Raw genomic sequence first — 17,026 nt, forward strand, 5'->3', positions numbered from 1 at the left:
GCGCGATCGCTGGGGCACTCCGCACAGCACCACGAAGATCACAGGAGGCGACGCAATGAGTGACCCGATGACCGTCCTGGCCCCCGAGCACCGGCGGCTCCGCATCGGCGACGCCTGGCGCGACGCCACGAACGGGGCCACCTTCGCCGTCGAGGACCCGGCCACCGGCACGACCATCGCCGAGGTGGCGGACGCCGACGTCGTCGACGGGCTCGCCGCCCTGGAGGCGGCGAGCACGGCGATGCCGGGGTGGGCGGCGACCCCACCACGGAAACGGTCGGAGTTGTTGACCGCGACGTACCGGGCACTGGTCGAGCGGTCCGAGGAGGTCGCCCGGCTGATCACGCTCGAGATGGGCAAGCCACTCGCCGAGGCTCGGGCGGAGGTGTCCTACGGCGCGGAGTTCTTCCGGTGGTTCGCCGAGGAGGCGGTCCGCGTCGAGGGTCGCTACAGCGCCGCCCCCGCCGGCGGATACCGCATCCTCACCGTGCCGAAGCCGGTCGGACCGTGTGTCTTCGTGACGCCCTGGAACTTCCCGTTGGCCATGGGCGCCCGCAAGATCGCTCCTGCGCTGGCCGCCGGCTGTACGACGATCACCAAGCCCGCGGGCCAGACGCCGCTCACCATGCTGTTCCTGGCCCGCCTCATGGAAGAGGTGGGCGTACCGCCGGGCGTCGTCAACGTGGTGACCACCAAGCGTTCCGGCGCGGTGGTCTCGGCGCTGCTGGCCGACAACCGGACCCGCAAGCTGTCGTTCACCGGGTCGACCGAGGTCGGACGCGTGCTGCTCCGGCAGGCTGCGGACAACGTGCTGCGTACCTCGATGGAACTTGGCGGCAACGCGGCCCTGATCGTGTGTGCGGACGCCGACCTGGACGTCGCCGTCGACGGCGCCATGGTGGCCAAGATGCGCAACATCGGGGAGTCCTGCATCGCGGCCAACCGGATCTACGTCGAGGAGCCGGTGCGCGAGGAGTTCACGGCGCGCTTCGTCGAGCGGATGGGCGCGCTGTCGGTGGGTCATGGTCTGGACGACGGCGTGGACGTCGGGGCGTTGATCGACGAGGCCTCGGTCACCGCGATCGACGAGCTCGTCGGCGACGCGGTGGATCGGGGCGCCCGGGTGCTGGTGGGCGGCAAGCGTCCGGATGGGCCGGGCCACTTCTACCCGCCCACCGTGGTCGTCGACGTGCCCGACGACGCGCGGATGCTGCAGGCGGAGATCTTCGGTCCGGTTGCGCCGATCATCTCGTTCACGTCCGACGACGAGGTGCTGGCGAAGGCCAACGACACCGAGCACGGCCTGGTCGGGTACGTCTTCACCCGTGACCTGCGGCGGGCGCTGAGGTTCACCGAGGGGCTGGAGACGGGGATGGTCGGCATCAACCGTGGTCTGATCTCGGACCCGTCAGCTCCGTTCGGGGGCGTGAAGCAGTCCGGCATCGGCAAGGAGGGGTCGCACGAGGGCATCCTCGAGTACCTCGACCTCACCTACGCGGCGATCGACCTGCCGTGACCGGCCCGCCGCCCCGAGCTTGCGCCCGCACATCGCCGCCGACGTTCCGAAAGAGGCACCGACATGCTTGAGACCGTCCGCGGACCGCGCCAGCTCATCGTGGGCGAAGGGGTCGCGCAGAACATCCCCCGGGTGGTGGCCGAGAGTGGATCGCGGGTCCTCGTGGTGACCGACCAGGTTCTCCTGGGCCAACCGGGCGTCGCCGAGATCGTGGCCGCCGTGCGGGAGCGGGTCGACGTCGTCGAGGTGTTCTCGGACGCGACGTCGGACGTGCCACTCTCCGACGTCGCCGTGGCCGTCGCGGTCGCCAACGAGATGGAGGCCGACGTGATCCTCGCCATCGGGGGTGGCACGGTGATCGACCTCGCCAAGATCGTCGGCGTCATCCGACGCCACGGGGGGACGCCGCGCGACTTCTACGGCGAGTCGAGGGTGCCGGGGCCGACCCTCCCCCTCGTCGCGGTCCCGACCACGTCCGGGACCGGTTCCGAACTCACCCCCGTCTCGGTGTTGACCGACCCGGACCGCGAGCTGAAGGTGGGGGTCTCCAGCGTCCACATCGTGCCCGACTTCGCCATCGTGGACCCCGAACTCACCTATTCCTGCCCGGCGACCGTCACCGCCCACTCCGGCATCGACGCGTTCTGCCACGCCGTGGAGAGCTACACCGCGCGACCCCGTGCCCACGGACCACGCGACCCGGTGGAGCAGGTGTTCCTCGGCCGTAACCCGATCACCGACCACTACGCGCTCCTGGCCGCGGAGCGGATCGCCCGGAGCCTGCGTCGTGCGGTCCGCAACGGCGGCGACCGGGACGCGCGCGCGGACATGTCGTACGGGTCGATGCTCGCCGGGCTCGCCTTCTCCCACGCGGGCAACGCGGCCCCGCACGCCCTCCAGTACCCCATCGGCGCGGCCACGCACACCCCGCACGGCCTGGGCGTCGGACTGCTCCTGCCGTACGCGTTGGACGCGGCCCGGGATGCCATCGAAGACCGGTTGGCGATCCTCGCCGGGGTGTGCGGGCTGGACGTGGCCGACGCCTCCGATGCCGAGGCCGCGGACGCGTTCCTCACCTGGCTCGACGGTCTCCTCGCCGACATCGGCATCCCCCGCACCCTGGCGGACATCGGCGTGGCCCGCGCCGACCTGCCACGTTTCGCGGAGATGGCCACCGGCGTCACCCGCCTCATCCAGAACCACCCGGGCCCGACCGACACCGCCAGCCTGACCGCGATCCTCGAAGCGGCCTGGACCGGGGACCGGACCCGACACGTCCTGACTCCGAGCGGAGATGGTGCCGGCAACGGGTAGCCCGACGACGCTCGCCGCCGGCTTCCGCGCGTCGAGGACGATGGCCGGTGCGACCACTACCATGCGAGCGTGGCTCACGTTGCCCAGCCTCGCAGGCCGTACCCGCTGCTCGTCGCCGTGGCGATCGTGGTGGCGCTCGGCGCGGCCACGGCCTGGGCGGTCGGCGACACGCTGGGGCTGAGCCACTCCCCCGCCGCCGTGCCGGGCGAGGAGGCGGTCGCGGCGCCGGCGCGGACGCCCGCGCCGGTCCCGCCGTTGACGTCCCTCGTCGTACCCGACAATCCCCGGCTCACCAAGGCCGCGACCGCCGTCGCCGACGCGGTCGTCTTCCGCGGCCGGCCCCGGCCGGTGCTCGCCCCGGCCGGGTCCGCGACCACCGCGCCGGGCACCGGTACGGCGGGCGGCGGGCCCCCCGACCTGTCCGCGGTACGCACGCTGCGGGCGGGCGTGCTGGCCGCGCTCGGTGGGACGCCCGAGTCGTACCGGCTCGACGTGCGTGGCACCGAGTTGGCCGTCCAGGGCGGTGATGTCGCGGGCGTGGCAGCCGGGATGTACCAGCTGGCCGACCGGATCCGCTCCGGAGTGGAGGCGCTCCCCCCGGCGGACACCGGCCGGGTGGTCACCCCCCGGCTCGGCCTGCGGCTGACCGACGCCGGTTCGGTGGGCCGCGAGCCCGACCCGGCCGCCTTCGCGGCCGGCGACGACTACGGCCTGAACACCGACGTGGTCGCGTCGGCGGTGCTGCCCCGAGCGCCGTGGGTGGACGCCGCCGCGGTGGCCCGCATCGACGCGCAGTTCCGCCAGCTCGTCGACCACTCGGTGGCGCAGGGCTACAACGGGATCGTCGTGCCCGGCTTCCTGGAGTACGTCACGTTCGCCACGGTCGGCGACGGACGCGCGGTCTATCCGCCCGGCGACCCGCACGTCGACCGGGCGCGGGCGATGGTCACGGCGTTCGGGCCCGTCTTCCGGTACGCCGAGGACATGGGGATGAAGGTCTTCCTGCTGACCGACATGCTCGCGGTGTCGCCCCCGGTGGAGGCGTACCTGACGCGGACCGTCGGCGGCCTCGACGTGGCCGACCCACGGCTGTGGGCGGTCTACCAGGCCGGCCTGGCCGAACTGTTCGAGAGCATGCCGTTCGTCGACGGCCTCATGGTCCGCATCGGCGAGGGCGGCGAGGTGTACGCCGGAACCGGCTGGGACTTCTCGTCCCGGCTCGCGGTCACCACGGAAGCGTCCGTACGCGCGATGCTGCGGGCGCTGCTGGACACGGCGGGCCCGGCCGGAAAGGAGATCATCTTCCGGACCTGGACGGTGGGCGTCGGCGCGGTCGGCGACCTGCACCCCAACCCGGAGTCGTACGCGCAGGTCCTCGGCGGGCTCGACGACCCGCACCTGATCGTCTCCACCAAGTACACCCTCGGCGACTTCTACAGCCACCTGCCGCTGAACACCACGCTGCTGGGCGGCCCACACCGCCGCATCGTGGAGTTCCAGGCCCGGCGCGAGTTCGAGGGGTTCGGCTCGCTGCCCAACGACCTCGGCCCGCTGCACCGCCAGGCGCTGCGCGCGTTCCTCGCCGCCAACGCAAACGTCGAGGGCGTCTGGAACTGGACCCAGGACGGCGGACCGCTGCGCGCCGGGCCCATGTCGCTGTACCTGCGCGCCGGGTTCTGGCAGCTCTACGACCTCAACACGTACGCCGTCGGCCGCCTTGCCTGGGATCCGCAGGCCGACCCGGCGCAGGTGACGGCGGACTGGGCGTACCGCACGTTCTCCGCCGACCCGGGCACCGTCGCCGCGATCGGGCAGGCCATGGCGCTGTCCCGCCCGGCGGTCACCAGGGGCCTCTACATCGGTCCGTACGCCGACCGCTCGGTACGGGCGCTCGGGCTGGAACCGCCGCCGATGATGTGGATCTTCGAGTGGGACATCCCGACCGGCGACTCCGCGTCGCTGGACAGCATCTACGCGGTGACCGGCGGCCGCGTCGACGAGGCGATCCAGGAGGGTACGCAGGCCGTCGCGCTGGCCCGGCGCATGCGCGACCTGGTGGCCGCGACCGACCCGGCGACCTGGCGGGACGCCGAACTGCGCGGACGCTTCACCGCGACGCTCGACTACCAGGTCGACCTGTTCGAGACGCTGAGCGCGTACCGGACCATGGTGCTGCGGCACGCGCAGTGGCTGGACACGGGCGCACCGGCCGCCCGTCACGACTGGCGGCGGGCAGCGGCCGCGTACCAGGATGCGCGCGACGCGCACCGGCAGCGCTACGACGCCGACCTGGACCTGCCGGCGTACAACTTCACCGCCGCCGACCTCGGGGCGCGGCGTGCCGACCGGGACCCGGCGATGGCCTGGGCGGCCCGGGCGCTGCTCGCGTCGATCCTGCTGGTGCTGCTGCTCGGCCTGCGCGGTCGCGGGTTCGGCGCGGCCGCCGCGCGCGGACTGCTGCTCGGCGCGCTCCGGCCGTGGCAGGTCGCCGCGCTGCCGACACCCCGCACCCGGGCGGACCGGCTGATGGTCTGGCTGGTCCCGGCCGTGGTCCTGGTGGCGAGCCGGCTCGTGTCGACCTGGTTCGCCGCGCCGGCACACCTGCTGGTCACCCTCGGTGGATGGGCGCTGTTCGCCCTCGTCGTACGCCTCGTCGTCGGCCGCCGGGATCCGTTCCACCTGTGGGCGGCGCTCGGCGGCGTCGCGCTGCTGCGCAGCGTACTTCTCCTGGCAGCGCTCGCCCTGCGCGGACCCGGCGGCTACTGGTTCGCCTTCTGGACCGCGCCGGGCCTGCGCGCGGCGTACGTCACCGTCGCGTTCGCGGCGTTCTGCTGGCTGTTCGTGGTCACGGCGGTGGTCCTGCGGGACCGCTACGGCCTGCGTCGCGCGAGCGCGGTCGGGCTGACCCTGACCGCCGTGGGCGTGCCGCTGGGCGCACTGTCCGCCCTGGTCTCGGCAGTGGGCCTGGAACGCGCGCTGACGGTGTGGAACGACCAACTCGCGCTGCTGCCCTGGGGCCTGTCCCGCATCCTCGGCATCACCGTCTACCTCGGCATCCCGGCCCAGCTTCCGGCATACACCGCCACCGCCGGGATCGCCCTGGTCGCCGCCGGCCTGCTCCTGTCCCTCGGCCGCGAGTGACCTCGGATGAGCCTGGTGTCGGCGTTCGTACCGATCTGGATCCTCACCGCGGTCGGCTACGGGGCCTGTCGCCGGGGCCTGCTGGGCGAGGCGGCGGCGACGGTGCTCGGCCGGTTCGTGTTCCACCTCGCGATGCCGTCCGCCCTGTTCCTGGCCCTGTCCCGAATGCCACTCTCCGGGTTCGCCGGCCGCTCGCTGCTCGCCTTCGGGATGAGCACTGCCGCGGTCGTCGGGTTCGGCTGGGTCGGCGCGAGTCGGCTGTTCGGTCGCACGCCCGGCGAACGGCCGATCTGGGGCATGGCCGCCGGTTACGTGAACTCGGCGAACCTCGGCATTCCGATCGCGACACAGGTGCTCGGCAACGTGTCGTTCCTGGCGGAGGTGGTACTGCTACAGGTGCTGGTGGTGACGCCCGTGGTCCTGATCGCCCTGGACCGGCACAGCGACCCGGCCGGGCGGGTACGGGTCCGCCGTATCGCCTCCCTACCGGTCCGCAACCCGGTGATCCTGGCATCGCTGCTCGGCGTGGCGTGCTCGGCTGCCGACCTGCGCCTGCCGTCGACAGCCGACGCGTCGCTCACCCTGCTGGCGGGCGCCGCGGTTCCGGCCGCCCTGGTCGCGCTCGGCGCGTCGCTGCACCGCCCGGCGGGGGCGCGGGCAGAGCCGGCCGACCTGGCCGAGCTGGCCGTGCTCGCCACGCTGAAGCTCGTCGCGCAGCCGGTGATCGCGTACGTGGCCGGGCTGGCCCTGCACCTGTCCGCGCCGCAGTTGCTCGCCGTGGTGGTGTGCGCGGGCCTGCCGACAGCGCAGAACACGTTCATCTTCGGCCAGGAGTACGGCGTCGGCGAGACCATCGCCAACCGGGCGGTGGTCGTGACCACGACGCTGTCGCTGGGCACCCTGGCCGCGACGGCGGCGCTGCTCGGATAGGCCGGGGGGTACGTGTACCCAGGAGGGGCTGAGTATGCGTGCCGATCCATCGCTCGCCGACGATGCGCAGGATGGTTCGCATGCGAAGGACACTGATGGTGATGACGGCCATGATCCTAGGGCTGGTCTCGGTGAGCGGGCCGGCGGCGGCGCAGCAGCGGCCACGGGGAATCCCTGACCGGGTCATGTTGCAACCGGACGATCTCGGCGGAGCCGTGCCGGGGCCGGTGGAGGACGGGCTGGTGTGGTCGCTGCTACCGCAGCCGTGCGCGGACACGCCCGTGCCCGGGCCCGTCGTGAGCCGCACCCAGGCGGCCGATCTGGGTACCCGCTTCCGGATCTACGAGAACGTCGCCCGGTACCGCGGCGATGGGGCACACGCGTACCTCACCGAACTGAAGGCGCAGCTCGCCCGGTGCGGGGTGGGTGGCGACGAGGAGGGCTTCGACCCGGTCGCCGAGGACCACCTCGGGCCGGACTCGGTGCTGTTCCTCGGCACCTACGACGAAGGCGACCGCTACGTCGGCTATGTCGCCGCCGCGGTCGGCCACTACGTGGTGGTGGTCATGATGTCGGACTCGTACCTGGGTGCGGCTGACCTGACCACGTTGAACGGCCTGGCGCACGCCGCGCGGAACCGGGTGGCCGCGGCTTGACGCGATCGGAGGCCGGCCCTCTTGGGAAGGGTCGGCCTCCGGTCGGTACACAGGTCGCGGCGGCGACCATGTCAGCAGTCGGTCCAGCGCGCCGGGAGCAGTCGGGTGCCGCCGTTGACGTACCCGACGACGAGGCCGTCGTCGGCGATTCCCCCGCTGATGACGATTTGGACGTCCGGGATGGCGCCGGGCAGGGAGACGAGCCGGTCGCCGTGGTCGACAACTCGGGTGCCGAGCACTACGCCCTGACTGTTGACGGCCTGCGGAAACCCCAGCGCCGGGTGCAGGGCGGTGGCCACGCCGGTGCGCAGATCCCAGCGCACCGGGGTGCTGTCCTCGTCCTCGCTGCCGATGCCGAAGCGGCCGACCGCCCAGTTCCCCCGGGCACCGTAGACGTACACCCACCGGGCACCGGGGACGGTGAACCGGTCGGTCGTCCCGTCGGGATGGCGTACCCAGCCGGATACGCCGGTGCCGCCGACGATGGTGCCGTCGTCGAAGATCTCCACCGCGCCATAGTGGGGCGGGCTGTCGATCACCTCGACGGTGCCCGGCCGGTCGGCGGGCCAGAGCAGCGGCAGAGCCGTCTCGGTCTCCTCGACGGCGCCGCTGCCGACGATGTCACCGCGCGCGTTGATGCTGTGCACCGAGACGTTGGCGACCACCGGCGGGACGGGCAGCCACTCCAGCCGCCCCTGCGTGTAGCGCCAGGGACGGTGGACGTCACCGACATAGGCAGTGCCGATGGCGACGCCATACCTGTTGATGCTGTCGACCTGCGGCTCCGTTTGAAATTCGACGACGGTGAGGCGGGGTTGGTTCCACACCCCGGGCCGGGTGGCCCAGAGCAGCAGCAGCGGCTGCCGATCCTCGCCATCGACCCGGTAGCCGGGACCAGCGATGAACCGACCGGTCGGGTCGACCGCCCGAGCTTGACCATTGAGGTCCGCGGGCAGAGGCAGTGGTCGTAGTGTGCAGGCCGAGCCGGTTCGCGCCTGCGGCACAGCCGTGGCGACTCCGGGCAGGCCCAGCGTCACGACGAGGACGCCGGCGGTCAGACCGGCCAGGAAAGTGTTCCGAGAGATCCGGGTCATCTCTGCCTCCAGTGACGCGCCGTGGTGATGTGCTCACCCAAGCATGTCGGCCCCGCCACCGGAAGTGCTCTGCGGTCGTTCGTTGAGGTTGCTGTGCCGCTGACGTCCACGGTGGAACGCCGCGCGGGCCAGGTCGCGGCCCGGTCCGGATCGACCGGGCCGCGATCCTGATCCCGGCTGGTTGCGCCAGTCCCGCGGTCAGGGCAGCGCCTCGAGGAACGGGCCGTGGTTCAGCCGGAATTCCCAGGAGTAGTAGCGGTCCCAGTTGATCGACCAGGTCATGAGCCCTCGGAAGTTGGGATTGGTTCCGCTGCGCGGGGTGTACGCGCCGCAGTTCTGGCCTCGGACCAGGCAGGTCACCGCCTGCTGCACGCCCGCCGGGGCGAGGTAGCCGTTGCCGGCGCTGGTAGAGGAGGGCGCGCCGAACGCGACCTGGTCCTCGCGCAGTGCGGGGAAGACCGCGTTGGCGTTGCCGGCCACGGGGAAGCCGGCCAGCAGCATGTCGGTCATCGCGATGTGGAAGTCGGCGCTGCCCATGGTGTGGTACTGACCATCGAGCCCGACGATGGGACCGGAGTTGTAGTCCTGGACGTGCAGGACGGTGAGGATGTCCCGCAGCGCGTAGATCACCGGCAGGTACGACCCGGCCCTGGGATCCTGGCCACCCCAGGGGCCGGAGCCGTAGAACTGGTAGCCGAGCTGCACGAAGAACGTCTCCGGGGCCATCGTGAGCACGAAGCCGCTTCCGTAGCGCTGTTTGAGCTCGCGGATCGCCGAGATCAGGTTCACCACGACCGGGGTGGTCGGGTTGCGGAAGTCGGTGTCGCCGGTGTTGAGGTAGAGGGAGTGGCCCTCGAAGTCGATGTCCAGGCCGTTGAGGCCGTACCGGTCGATGATCGCCGACACCGAGCGGACGAACGTGTCACGGGCGGCGGTCGTGGTGAGCTGCACCTGCCCGTTCTGACCGCCGATGGACAGCAGCACCTTCTTGCCCTGCTGCTGCTTGGCGCGGATCGCCGCCGTGAACTGGGCCTCGGTCTCCACACTGGGGCACTCGGCAACCGGGCAGAGTTGGAAGCGGATGTCGCCGGAGGTGACGGAGGTGGGTTCGCCGAAGGCGAGGTTGACGATGTCCCAGTCGTCGGGCACGTCGGCCATCCGCAGGTATCCGGCGCCGTTGGCGAAGCTGGCGTGCAGGTAGCCGATCAGCGCGTGCTTCGGCAACCCCGTGTTCGGCGGCGGGCTCGTGGGCGGTGTGGTGGTCGGCGGCGGTGTCGTGGGTGGCGCGGTGGTCGGCGGTGTCGTGGTCGGGGGTGCGGTGGTCGGCGGTGTCGTGGTGGGGGGTGCGCCACCACCGCACGCGGCACCGTTGAGTGTGCAGTCGACGGGCGAGCCGGAGCCGGTGGCCAGGAAGCCGAACGACGCCGACGCGCCGGGGGCCAGGGCGCCGTTCCACGAGCGGTTGGTGAAGGTGTGCCGCTGCCCGATGCTGCTGACGGTGGCGTCCCAGTACGAGCCGAGGGTGGTGCCGGTCGGCAGGGTGAAGGCCACCTGCCAGCCGGTCATCGTGCTCGACCCGCCGTTGGTGATGGTGTAGCGACCCTCCCAGCCGGTACCCCAGTCGGACGTCTTGCTGAAGACCGCCGTCGGGCCGGCGGCCAGGGCCGGGTAAGCGAAGGTCAGGGTCGCCGCGGCGGCGGAGACCAGGGCTGCCAGGGCAGCCAGCAACGGTGTACGTAATCTGCGCGCCATCCGGTCCTCCCGAGGGGTGCCCGGCCGAGGGATATCGACGGGAGGCTAATTATTAGGTTTGTTAACTGAAGATGTCCAGGGGTGGCCGGACTACACCGCGCGGTGACCGGCGGATCGGCCGAGCCCGGTGTCGCGCTCAGTGTCCGAAGCCGACGCGCGGCAGAGTGGACGCCTTCCACCAAATCGGCCGCACCCTTGGAAACGGTCTTCTAGGCTGCGTGGACGGGCCGCGCCGTTCGACGTAGGCGTCGCGATGGCGCGCTACGGACCGGTTGGGCCGCTCCCCTCGGCGGCCGGTCTCCACCACCCCCGTCAATCGGCAGGAGAGCTGCCGCGACGGCCCGTGACGCGCCCAGTTTCGCCGTCGGCGTCAGAGCCCGGCTACCGGCGAGGAGTAGCGGTGACCCAGAGCGAACGAGATGGCCCGGAGATCGTCGTGGGACTGGTGGCAACCCCACCGGACCACCCGGCCCGGGTGACTGCGAGGCTCACCGCCGAGCTGGCCAGCGGGCTCACCGAGCGGGTGAGCCCGGACGTACGGTGGACCGTCCGGGAGGGCTGGGGGGAGGTGGTGCCGCGCCGCGACGGCGGCGCGGAGGCGCTACTGGACGATCTTGCCAGGCGGCGCGCCGACGACCAGTGGGACGTCGCCATCTGCCTGACCGACCTGCCACTGCACGCCGAGCGGGTGCCTCTGGTCGCGCAGACCTCCGGCCAACGTCACATCGGGATCATCTCCCTGCCCGCGCTGGGACTGCGCCAGATGCACTCGGTCCGCGCCGCCGTTCCGGATCTGGTGGGTCGGCTACTGAGCGACGCCTCCGACCACCGGGTGCCGCCGGCCGAGCGGGCAGCAGCCGAGATGACACGGCGGATTCCCGCCGTCCATCGAGTCAGCGGCGGAGACGACGGCGGTGAGCGGCGTTACCTCGCCTCGGGACTGATCGGCCGGGTGCGCCTGTTGACCGGCATGGTCCGAGCCAACCGCCCCGGACGCGCCCTGCTGGGCCTGTCGAAGCTGCTGGTCGGCGCGTTCGGCACGGCCGCGTTCGCCCTCACCACGGACACCATCTGGCAGATGGGCGACGCCCTCGGCGGACTCCGGCTCACGGTGATCATGGTGCTTGGGCTGAGCGCGTTGGTGGCCTGGTTGATCGTTGCGCACGACCTCTGGGAGAAACCGAGCCGCGAGACGCCCGGTGAGCTGGCACGACTCTTCAACCTGGGTACGATCCTCACTCTCACCCTGGCCACGACGGTGTCCTACGTGGTGCTGTTCGCGGGAACCGTGCTCGTCGGGGCGCTGCTGATCGACACATCCGTGCTGGAACAGGTTCTGCAGAGGCCGGTGAATGCCGGTGATTATCTGGCGCTCGCCTGGATCACCAGCTCACTGGCCACCGTCGGCGGCGCGATCGGCTCGGGGCTGGAGAACGAGCAGACGGTACGGGCCGCCGCCTACGGCTACCACCCTCGACCCGGCGGCTGGCGGGACGAGAAAGGCGGGGGGCAGTCCCGCGCCGGACGTTAGGGCCGGCGGAATCAGCCGGTGGGCCCTACAACATCTCCAGTGGTTGCGGGCCAGCAGGCGGCGGGAACGCCGTGTCGAGTGCCTCGATGTCGTCCTCGGTCAGGTGCAGGTCGCGCGCTTGCGCGTTCTCCCGGGTGTGTTCCGAGTTTGACGATCGGGGAATGGCCGCGACCATCTCCTGCCTCAGCACCCAGGCCAGCGCGACCTGGGCGGGCGTCGCCCCGTGCCGGGCAGCGACCTCCGCGACCTGGTCGTGGCCGAGCAGTCTGCCCTGCTCGATCGGGGAGTACGCCATCACCGGGATCCGGTGTTGACGTAGCCACGGAAGCAGGTCGTACTCGGGCCCGCGCCGGGTGAGGTTGTAGAGGATCTGGTTTGTCGCGCAGTCGTTCCCGCCCGCGTCGAGTAGGTCGGTCATGTCGGAGAGGTCGAAGTTGCTCACGCCCCACTGCCCGATGTCGCCGGCGTCGACGAGTTCGGCGAACGCCTCGATCGTCTCCGTGAGTGGATGGGTGCCGCGCCAGTGCAGCAGATAGAGGTCGATGTGGTCGACGCCGAGTCGTTGCAGGCTGCGGCGGCAGGCCTGCACGGTTCCCTGCCGGCTGGCGTTTGACGGCAGCACCTTGTCGACCAGGAACACGTCATCGCGTCGTCCGACAACGGCCTCGCCGACAAGCTCCTCGGCAGCGCCGTCGCCGTACATCTCCGCAGTGTCGATCAAGGTCATGCCCAGGTCCAGGCCAGCGCGCAGGGCGGATATCTCCGCCCCGCGTCGCTCGGGGCGCTCACCCAGGTACCACGTGCCCTGACCGAGCACGGGCATGCTCTGGCCGGAGGGCAGTTCGATGGATGCGGTAGGGAGGGTCATCTCGGCCTTTCCGGGGCCTCGGCGCCAGTGGTTGTGTGCGTTACCCGCTTCGACGGGAAGCAGTCTCGTAGGCGACCTTCGTCCGCGCTCTGCCTGATCGCGGGCGGGTCGGCCCGTCCGCCCTCAATCGGCGATCGGCGCTGCTCCCGGTGCCAACGCCGGGCGCTGCCCATCCGACCTGCGGTCAGGGCTGATACTGACCGCGGGTGCGGGGAAGCCACTGCGGGTGATGGTCGCGCAGGTAGCAGAGCAGTCCCTCGCGCAGGTCGCACCGCAGGTCCCAGGCGCTGGCGCCGTCGGCGGCCGAGGCCTGCACCTGGACGACCACCGTCTGCGGCGTGGAGTCGACCATCTGGAGCACCCACTGGTCGCGATCCCACAGCGGGGAGGTCTCGACCAGCCGGCGCGTTTCCCGTCGCAGGTCGTCCAGGTCGGTGGTGTGGTCGACGTGAATCTGGATCTTGCCGATCACCCGGGACTCGTTGCGCGTCCAGTTCTGAAACGGCCGCTCGGTGAAGTACGTCGTCGGCAGGATGAGCATCCGCTCGTCCCAGAGCCGGATCACCACATTGGTCAGCTTCACCTCCTCGACCCGGCCCCACTCACCGTCCACGACCAGCACGTCGCCGACGTGCAACCCGTCGGCGAAAGCGACCTGGACACCGGCGAACGCGTTACCCAGGGCGGTACGGGCGGACAGACCGATCAACGCCCCGACCACCCCCGCCGACGTCAACACCGAGACACCGAAGAGGCGTACCGGCCGGAAGGTGATCAGGATCAGGCCGATCGCGAAGATCGTGACCACGGCGACGGTGAGCCGCCGTACGGGGCGAATCTGCGTTCGAGCCCGCCGGACCCGCCGGCTGGCGACCGGGTCACCCGGCAGCCGACTGAACGCGACCGCCTCGGCGACGTGCAACGCCCTGATCACCAACCAGGCCCCGGACAGAACCAGGGTCACCAGCACGGCGTGTCGCAGGTGACGCTGCCACCCGACCGGATCCAACGGCAGCGCGTAGTACAGCACCGCCACCAGCAGCACCGCTGCCGCCGGGCGCCGGCAGGATCGCCGCAAGGGCTCCAGCAACCACCGGTAACGGCCGCGGGCCACCTGGCGAACCAGCACGCCGGAGATCAGGTCCACGACCACCGCCGCCGCCAGCGCGGCTACTACGATCAACGCGGTACGCATCAGAGGCCGTTCACCGTGATCCCGATGCCACCCTCCCCCGACTCGCTGCCCGGTCCACGTGCCAGCGTCGCACCCTGGGCAGTGCCGGGCAGCCAACATCGGCGAACAACCACACCTATGTCAGCCTGTCCGACGGCCACTTTCCGGTAGCCGTGACGGCGCTCGGCCCCGTCACCCACTCCCCCCACTGGCGGCCGCCATCATGATCAGGGTGCGCCTCCGCCGTCGACTCATCAGTGCGAAGCAGGCGGTGAGCACCACCAGCTCCACCTCGGCCCACTCGCCAGTGACGTCGACGCGGATCGGCCCGCCCAGTGGGCCGGGGAGGCGCACGACGATGCGGTTCCCGTCGCGGACCAGCTCACCTCCGCCATGACCGGCCTTCCAGCGGGTCACCCCGCCGGGCCCTGGCACGTGCGACCGGTCCGGGTCGAGCCGCACCGGCACGCCGTGCTGACCCTGGGCGGTGAAACCGGTGCGTCGGCGGCCGGTCGGTTCGACCGTCCAGCGGCCGGTGCCGGTGCGGATCTCGCCGCACCGCCAGGTCCAGCCGGTACGCAGCGAGGCACGCGGCCCGGTCGCACCGGAGTCGAGGACGAAGGCCCCGTCCTGTTTGCGTACGGTCAACGCGGTCATCGCTTCGCTCCTTCCGGACGCGGCCGGGGCAGGCCGAGGAGGAGGATGAGGCCGACGCTCAGGTGCAGCAGCGCGAGGGTCGCCTTCGCTCCCCCGCCGACACCACTGGGTGGGCCGGCCACGAGCGAGAGCAGCAGGACCACGACCGCGACCGAGGTCCACCAGACGTGGGCGCGATTGGTGAAGCGGTGCAGCGCCGCGAGCAGCGCCCAGCCCGCCAGTGCCGCGACCGTGGTCGCCCCGATGACCGCGCCCATCGTGACCTGCCGGGTCGAGCCTCCGGAGCGGACCGCCAGGTCGACGCCGGCCACCGAGCGCAGGAGCGCGAACTCGGCCACCGCCACTACGACCGCACCGGCCGCCACCGCGGCTTGTCGAAGGAGAGGGTTGTTCGTCATGGCCTGAGTCTGCGGACCGGTCCGGGCCGGACACGTCGGTCCAGACGCCACGACGGGTACGTCCTCCGGTGACCCGGCGTACTACCAAAGGAGGTGGTCCGGCGCGTGGCGAGCCCAGTAGCCTGCGCGATGTGGATGCCGCGGCGTGCGAGGTCAGGCGGCCGAGGACGTGGCGTTCCGTCCCGGCGGGCGTGACGACCCTGGCGGTCGGCGTCCTCGTCGCGACCATGCTCTGGTCCGCCACCCGATCCGGCCCGGCCGGTCTGGCCGCCCTCGACGTCGCGCTGGCGGTGACCGCCCTGGTCCTCGTACCGGTGGTCCTGCGCCACCCGCGGGTCGGTGGCGTGCTGGCCGGTCTGCTCGTCGCGCTGTCTGCGGTGGCCACGCCGGTGGCCAGCTTCGCGGTGCTCTTCACCGCCCGCAACCGGCCGTTTCGGCAGGCCGCGGTGGTGGCGGCGGTCGGCGTGGCGGGCGAGGCGGTGCAGGCGCTCTGGCGGCCGGTGCCCAGCCTGCCGTTCGGCTGGCGGCTGGTGCTGATGTCGGTCGCCTACGCGGCCCTGCTCGGCTGGGGCACCTGGGCACAGGCCCGGCACGCGTTGCTGGCAGCGCTACGGGAGCGGGCCCGGCGGGCCGAGCAGGAGCAGGAACGGCGGGTTGGCGAGGCACGCGCGGCGGAGCGCAGCCGGATCGCGCGGGAGATGCACGATGTGCTGGCCCACCGGTTGTCCCTGCTGGCGGCGGCCGCCGGCGCGATGGAGTACCGGCCGGACGCGCCGCCCGAGCGGCTCAGCGCCGCCGCGGGGGTGATCCGGGCGAGCGCGCACCACGCCCTCGATGAGCTACGCGAGGTCATCACCCTGCTGCGCAACGACGACACCGAGGCGGCGACCGACGCGCCGCCCGGACAGACCCTCGCCGACCTGCCCCGCCTGCTCGACGAGGCGCGGGCCGCCGGGCAACAGATCGAGGTCCACGACCCGCTCGGCCAACCGGTCGAGATTCCGCCGCTGGTGGGCCGCACCGCCTACCGCATCGCGCAGGAGGCCCTGACGAACGCCCGCAAGCACGCCGCCGGGCAGCCGGTCCGGCTGGTGCTCGGTGGCGCGCCCGGCTCCGGGCTGAGCATCGCCGTGAGCAACCCGACCACCCCGGACAGCGGTGCCACCGACAGCGCCGGCACCGGCCTGATCGGCCTCGCCGAACGGGCCGCGCTCACCGGCGGTCGCGTCGCCCACCACGTCGACGCCGCAGGCCGGTTCCACCTCACCGCGTGGCTGCCATGGCCGACGTGACCCCGCCGATCCGGGTCGTCATCGTCGACGATGACCCTCTCGTACGGGGAATGCTCACGCTGATGCTCGACGGCGCCGACGGGATCGCCGTCGTGGGCGAGGCCGCCGACGGCGCCACGGCGATCACCGCGGTGGACCGGCACCTGCCCGACGTGGTGCTGATGGACATCAGGATGCCCGGCGTCAACGGCATCACCGCCACCGAGCGCCTGCGCCGCCGCCACCGACCACCCGAGATCATCGTGCTCACCACCTTCGACACCGACGAACACGTGCTACGAGCCCTGCGCGCCGGCGCGAGCGGCTTCCTCCTCAAGGACACCCCGCCCGAGCAGATCAGCCAAGCGGTACGCGCGGTGGCCGCCGGCAACCCGATGCTGTCTCCGGGCGTGACCCGCCGCCTCATGCAGCGGGTCGCCTCCGGCGCCGAGTCCTACGAGCGGGCGAACGACCAACTGGCCCTGCTCACACCCCGGGAACGCGACGTCGTGCTGGCCATCGCGCGGGGCCGCTCCAACGCCGAGATCGCCACCGAGCTGCTGATGAGCGTGACGACGGTGAAGGCCCACGTCTCGCACATCCTGACCAAGCTGGATCTTGACAACCGTACCCAGATCGCCCTGCTCGCCCACGACGGCCGGCTGCTCTGACGCGGCTGGACGGAACCCGGGCCCAGAGCGCACAGGTCGATGCAGGTCTGCGC

At 71.8% G+C, this 17,026-nt stretch carries 14 protein-coding genes; 8 read left to right on the plus strand and 6 right to left on the minus strand.

The window, feature by feature from the left end; all coding sequences use genetic code 11:
* Window positions 1-55: 55 nt before the first annotated feature.
* From AB0B55_RS23900 to AB0B55_RS23920, 5 genes are all read left to right on the plus strand, one after another.
* Window positions 56-1,516, plus strand: coding sequence for an NAD-dependent succinate-semialdehyde dehydrogenase (locus AB0B55_RS23900; RefSeq protein WP_357124992.1), 1,461 nt, complete (start codon window positions 56-58; stop codon window positions 1,514-1,516).
* Window positions 1,517-1,579: 63 nt separating this feature from the next.
* The gene (locus tag AB0B55_RS23905; protein WP_357124989.1) at window positions 1,580-2,830 is read left to right on the plus strand and encodes an iron-containing alcohol dehydrogenase; all 1,251 of its coding nucleotides are present in this window, start codon (window positions 1,580-1,582) and stop codon (window positions 2,828-2,830) included.
* A gap of 69 nt (window positions 2,831-2,899) precedes the next feature.
* Window positions 2,900-5,971, plus strand: a complete 3,072-nt coding sequence (locus AB0B55_RS23910) for a hypothetical protein (RefSeq protein WP_357173914.1) — start codon at window positions 2,900-2,902, stop codon at window positions 5,969-5,971.
* A gap of 6 nt (window positions 5,972-5,977) precedes the next feature.
* On the plus strand, window positions 5,978-6,901 hold the full coding sequence (locus AB0B55_RS23915) for an AEC family transporter (protein WP_357173917.1): 924 nt from the start codon (window positions 5,978-5,980) through the stop codon (window positions 6,899-6,901).
* A gap of 80 nt (window positions 6,902-6,981) precedes the next feature.
* Window positions 6,982-7,557, plus strand: a complete 576-nt coding sequence (locus tag AB0B55_RS23920; RefSeq protein WP_357173919.1) for a hypothetical protein — start codon at window positions 6,982-6,984, stop codon at window positions 7,555-7,557.
* Window positions 7,558-7,628: 71 nt separating this feature from the next.
* Here AB0B55_RS23920 and AB0B55_RS23925 read toward each other — a convergent pair whose 3' ends face one another.
* Both AB0B55_RS23925 and AB0B55_RS23930 read right to left on the minus strand, forming a co-directional pair.
* Window positions 7,629-8,651 (minus strand): hypothetical protein, encoded by a 1,023-nt coding sequence (locus tag AB0B55_RS23925; RefSeq protein ID WP_357173922.1) that lies wholly within the window; start codon window positions 8,649-8,651, stop codon window positions 7,629-7,631.
* Between the two features lie 198 nt (window positions 8,652-8,849).
* Window positions 8,850-10,403 (minus strand): cellulose binding domain-containing protein, encoded by a 1,554-nt coding sequence (locus AB0B55_RS23930; protein ID WP_357173925.1) that lies wholly within the window; start codon window positions 10,401-10,403, stop codon window positions 8,850-8,852.
* Window positions 10,404-10,803: 400 nt separating this feature from the next.
* On the opposite strand from AB0B55_RS23930, the gene AB0B55_RS23935 reads away from it, so the two are divergent.
* Window positions 10,804-11,934: a hypothetical protein gene (locus AB0B55_RS23935; protein ID WP_357173928.1), complete on the plus strand. Its 1,131-nt coding sequence runs from the start codon at window positions 10,804-10,806 to the stop codon at window positions 11,932-11,934.
* Window positions 11,935-11,959: 25 nt separating this feature from the next.
* Here the strand turns inward: AB0B55_RS23935 and AB0B55_RS23940 are convergent, their stop codons facing one another.
* The 4 genes from AB0B55_RS23940 to AB0B55_RS23955 form a co-directional block, all read right to left on the minus strand.
* A complete protein-coding gene (locus AB0B55_RS23940) occupies window positions 11,960-12,802 on the minus strand; it encodes an aldo/keto reductase (RefSeq protein WP_357173931.1) in 843 nt (280 codons plus the stop codon).
* Window positions 12,803-12,986: 184 nt separating this feature from the next.
* Entirely contained in the window at window positions 12,987-13,997 is a 1,011-nt protein-coding gene (locus tag AB0B55_RS23945) for a mechanosensitive ion channel domain-containing protein (RefSeq protein WP_357173934.1), read from the minus strand.
* 171 nt (window positions 13,998-14,168) lie between these two features.
* Complete coding sequence (locus tag AB0B55_RS23950) at window positions 14,169-14,633, minus strand: hypothetical protein (protein ID WP_357124971.1); 465 nt, start codon at window positions 14,631-14,633, stop codon at window positions 14,169-14,171.
* Window positions 14,630-15,031, minus strand: coding sequence for a DUF6069 family protein (locus AB0B55_RS23955; RefSeq protein WP_357173936.1), 402 nt, complete (start codon window positions 15,029-15,031; stop codon window positions 14,630-14,632). The genes AB0B55_RS23950 and AB0B55_RS23955 overlap by 4 nt, the downstream gene beginning before the upstream one ends.
* Window positions 15,032-15,222: 191 nt before the next feature.
* On the opposite strand from AB0B55_RS23955, the gene AB0B55_RS23960 reads away from it, so the two are divergent.
* Entirely contained in the window at window positions 15,223-16,323 is a 1,101-nt protein-coding gene (locus tag AB0B55_RS23960) for a histidine kinase (protein WP_357173940.1), read from the plus strand.
* Window positions 16,311-16,973: a response regulator transcription factor gene (locus tag AB0B55_RS23965; RefSeq protein ID WP_357124962.1), complete on the plus strand. Its 663-nt coding sequence runs from the start codon at window positions 16,311-16,313 to the stop codon at window positions 16,971-16,973. The genes AB0B55_RS23960 and AB0B55_RS23965 overlap by 13 nt, the downstream gene beginning before the upstream one ends.
* Window positions 16,974-17,026: the final 53 nt, after the last annotated feature.

Origin of the sequence: Micromonospora sp. NPDC049107, assembly GCF_040648595.1 — a bacterium.
In the GTDB taxonomy this organism is placed as follows: Bacteria; Actinomycetota; Actinomycetes; order Mycobacteriales; family Micromonosporaceae; genus Micromonospora.

Excerpts from the sequence above, each read along its gene's own strand:
- AB0B55_RS23900 (WP_357124992.1), top strand. The coding sequence starts at position 56 with ATGAGTGACCCGATGACCGTCCTGGCCCCCGAGCACCGGCGGCTCCGC.
- AB0B55_RS23905 (WP_357124989.1), top strand. The coding sequence starts at position 1,580 with ATGCTTGAGACCGTCCGCGGACCGCGCCAGCTCATCGTGGGCGAAGGG.
- AB0B55_RS23915 (WP_357173917.1), top strand. The coding sequence starts at position 5,978 with ATGAGCCTGGTGTCGGCGTTCGTACCGATCTGGATCCTCACCGCGGTC.
- AB0B55_RS23920 (WP_357173919.1), top strand. The coding sequence starts at position 6,982 with ATGCGAAGGACACTGATGGTGATGACGGCCATGATCCTAGGGCTGGTC.
- AB0B55_RS23925 (WP_357173922.1), bottom strand. The coding sequence starts at position 8,651 with ATGACCCGGATCTCTCGGAACACTTTCCTGGCCGGTCTGACCGCCGGC.
- AB0B55_RS23930 (WP_357173925.1), bottom strand. The coding sequence starts at position 10,403 with ATGGCGCGCAGATTACGTACACCGTTGCTGGCTGCCCTGGCAGCCCTG.
- AB0B55_RS23940 (WP_357173931.1), bottom strand. The coding sequence starts at position 12,802 with ATGACCCTCCCTACCGCATCCATCGAACTGCCCTCCGGCCAGAGCATG.
- AB0B55_RS23945 (WP_357173934.1), bottom strand. The coding sequence starts at position 13,997 with ATGCGTACCGCGTTGATCGTAGTAGCCGCGCTGGCGGCGGCGGTGGTC.
- AB0B55_RS23950 (WP_357124971.1), bottom strand. The coding sequence starts at position 14,633 with ATGACCGCGTTGACCGTACGCAAACAGGACGGGGCCTTCGTCCTCGAC.
- AB0B55_RS23955 (WP_357173936.1), bottom strand. The coding sequence starts at position 15,031 with ATGACGAACAACCCTCTCCTTCGACAAGCCGCGGTGGCGGCCGGTGCG.
- AB0B55_RS23965 (WP_357124962.1), top strand. The coding sequence starts at position 16,311 with ATGGCCGACGTGACCCCGCCGATCCGGGTCGTCATCGTCGACGATGAC.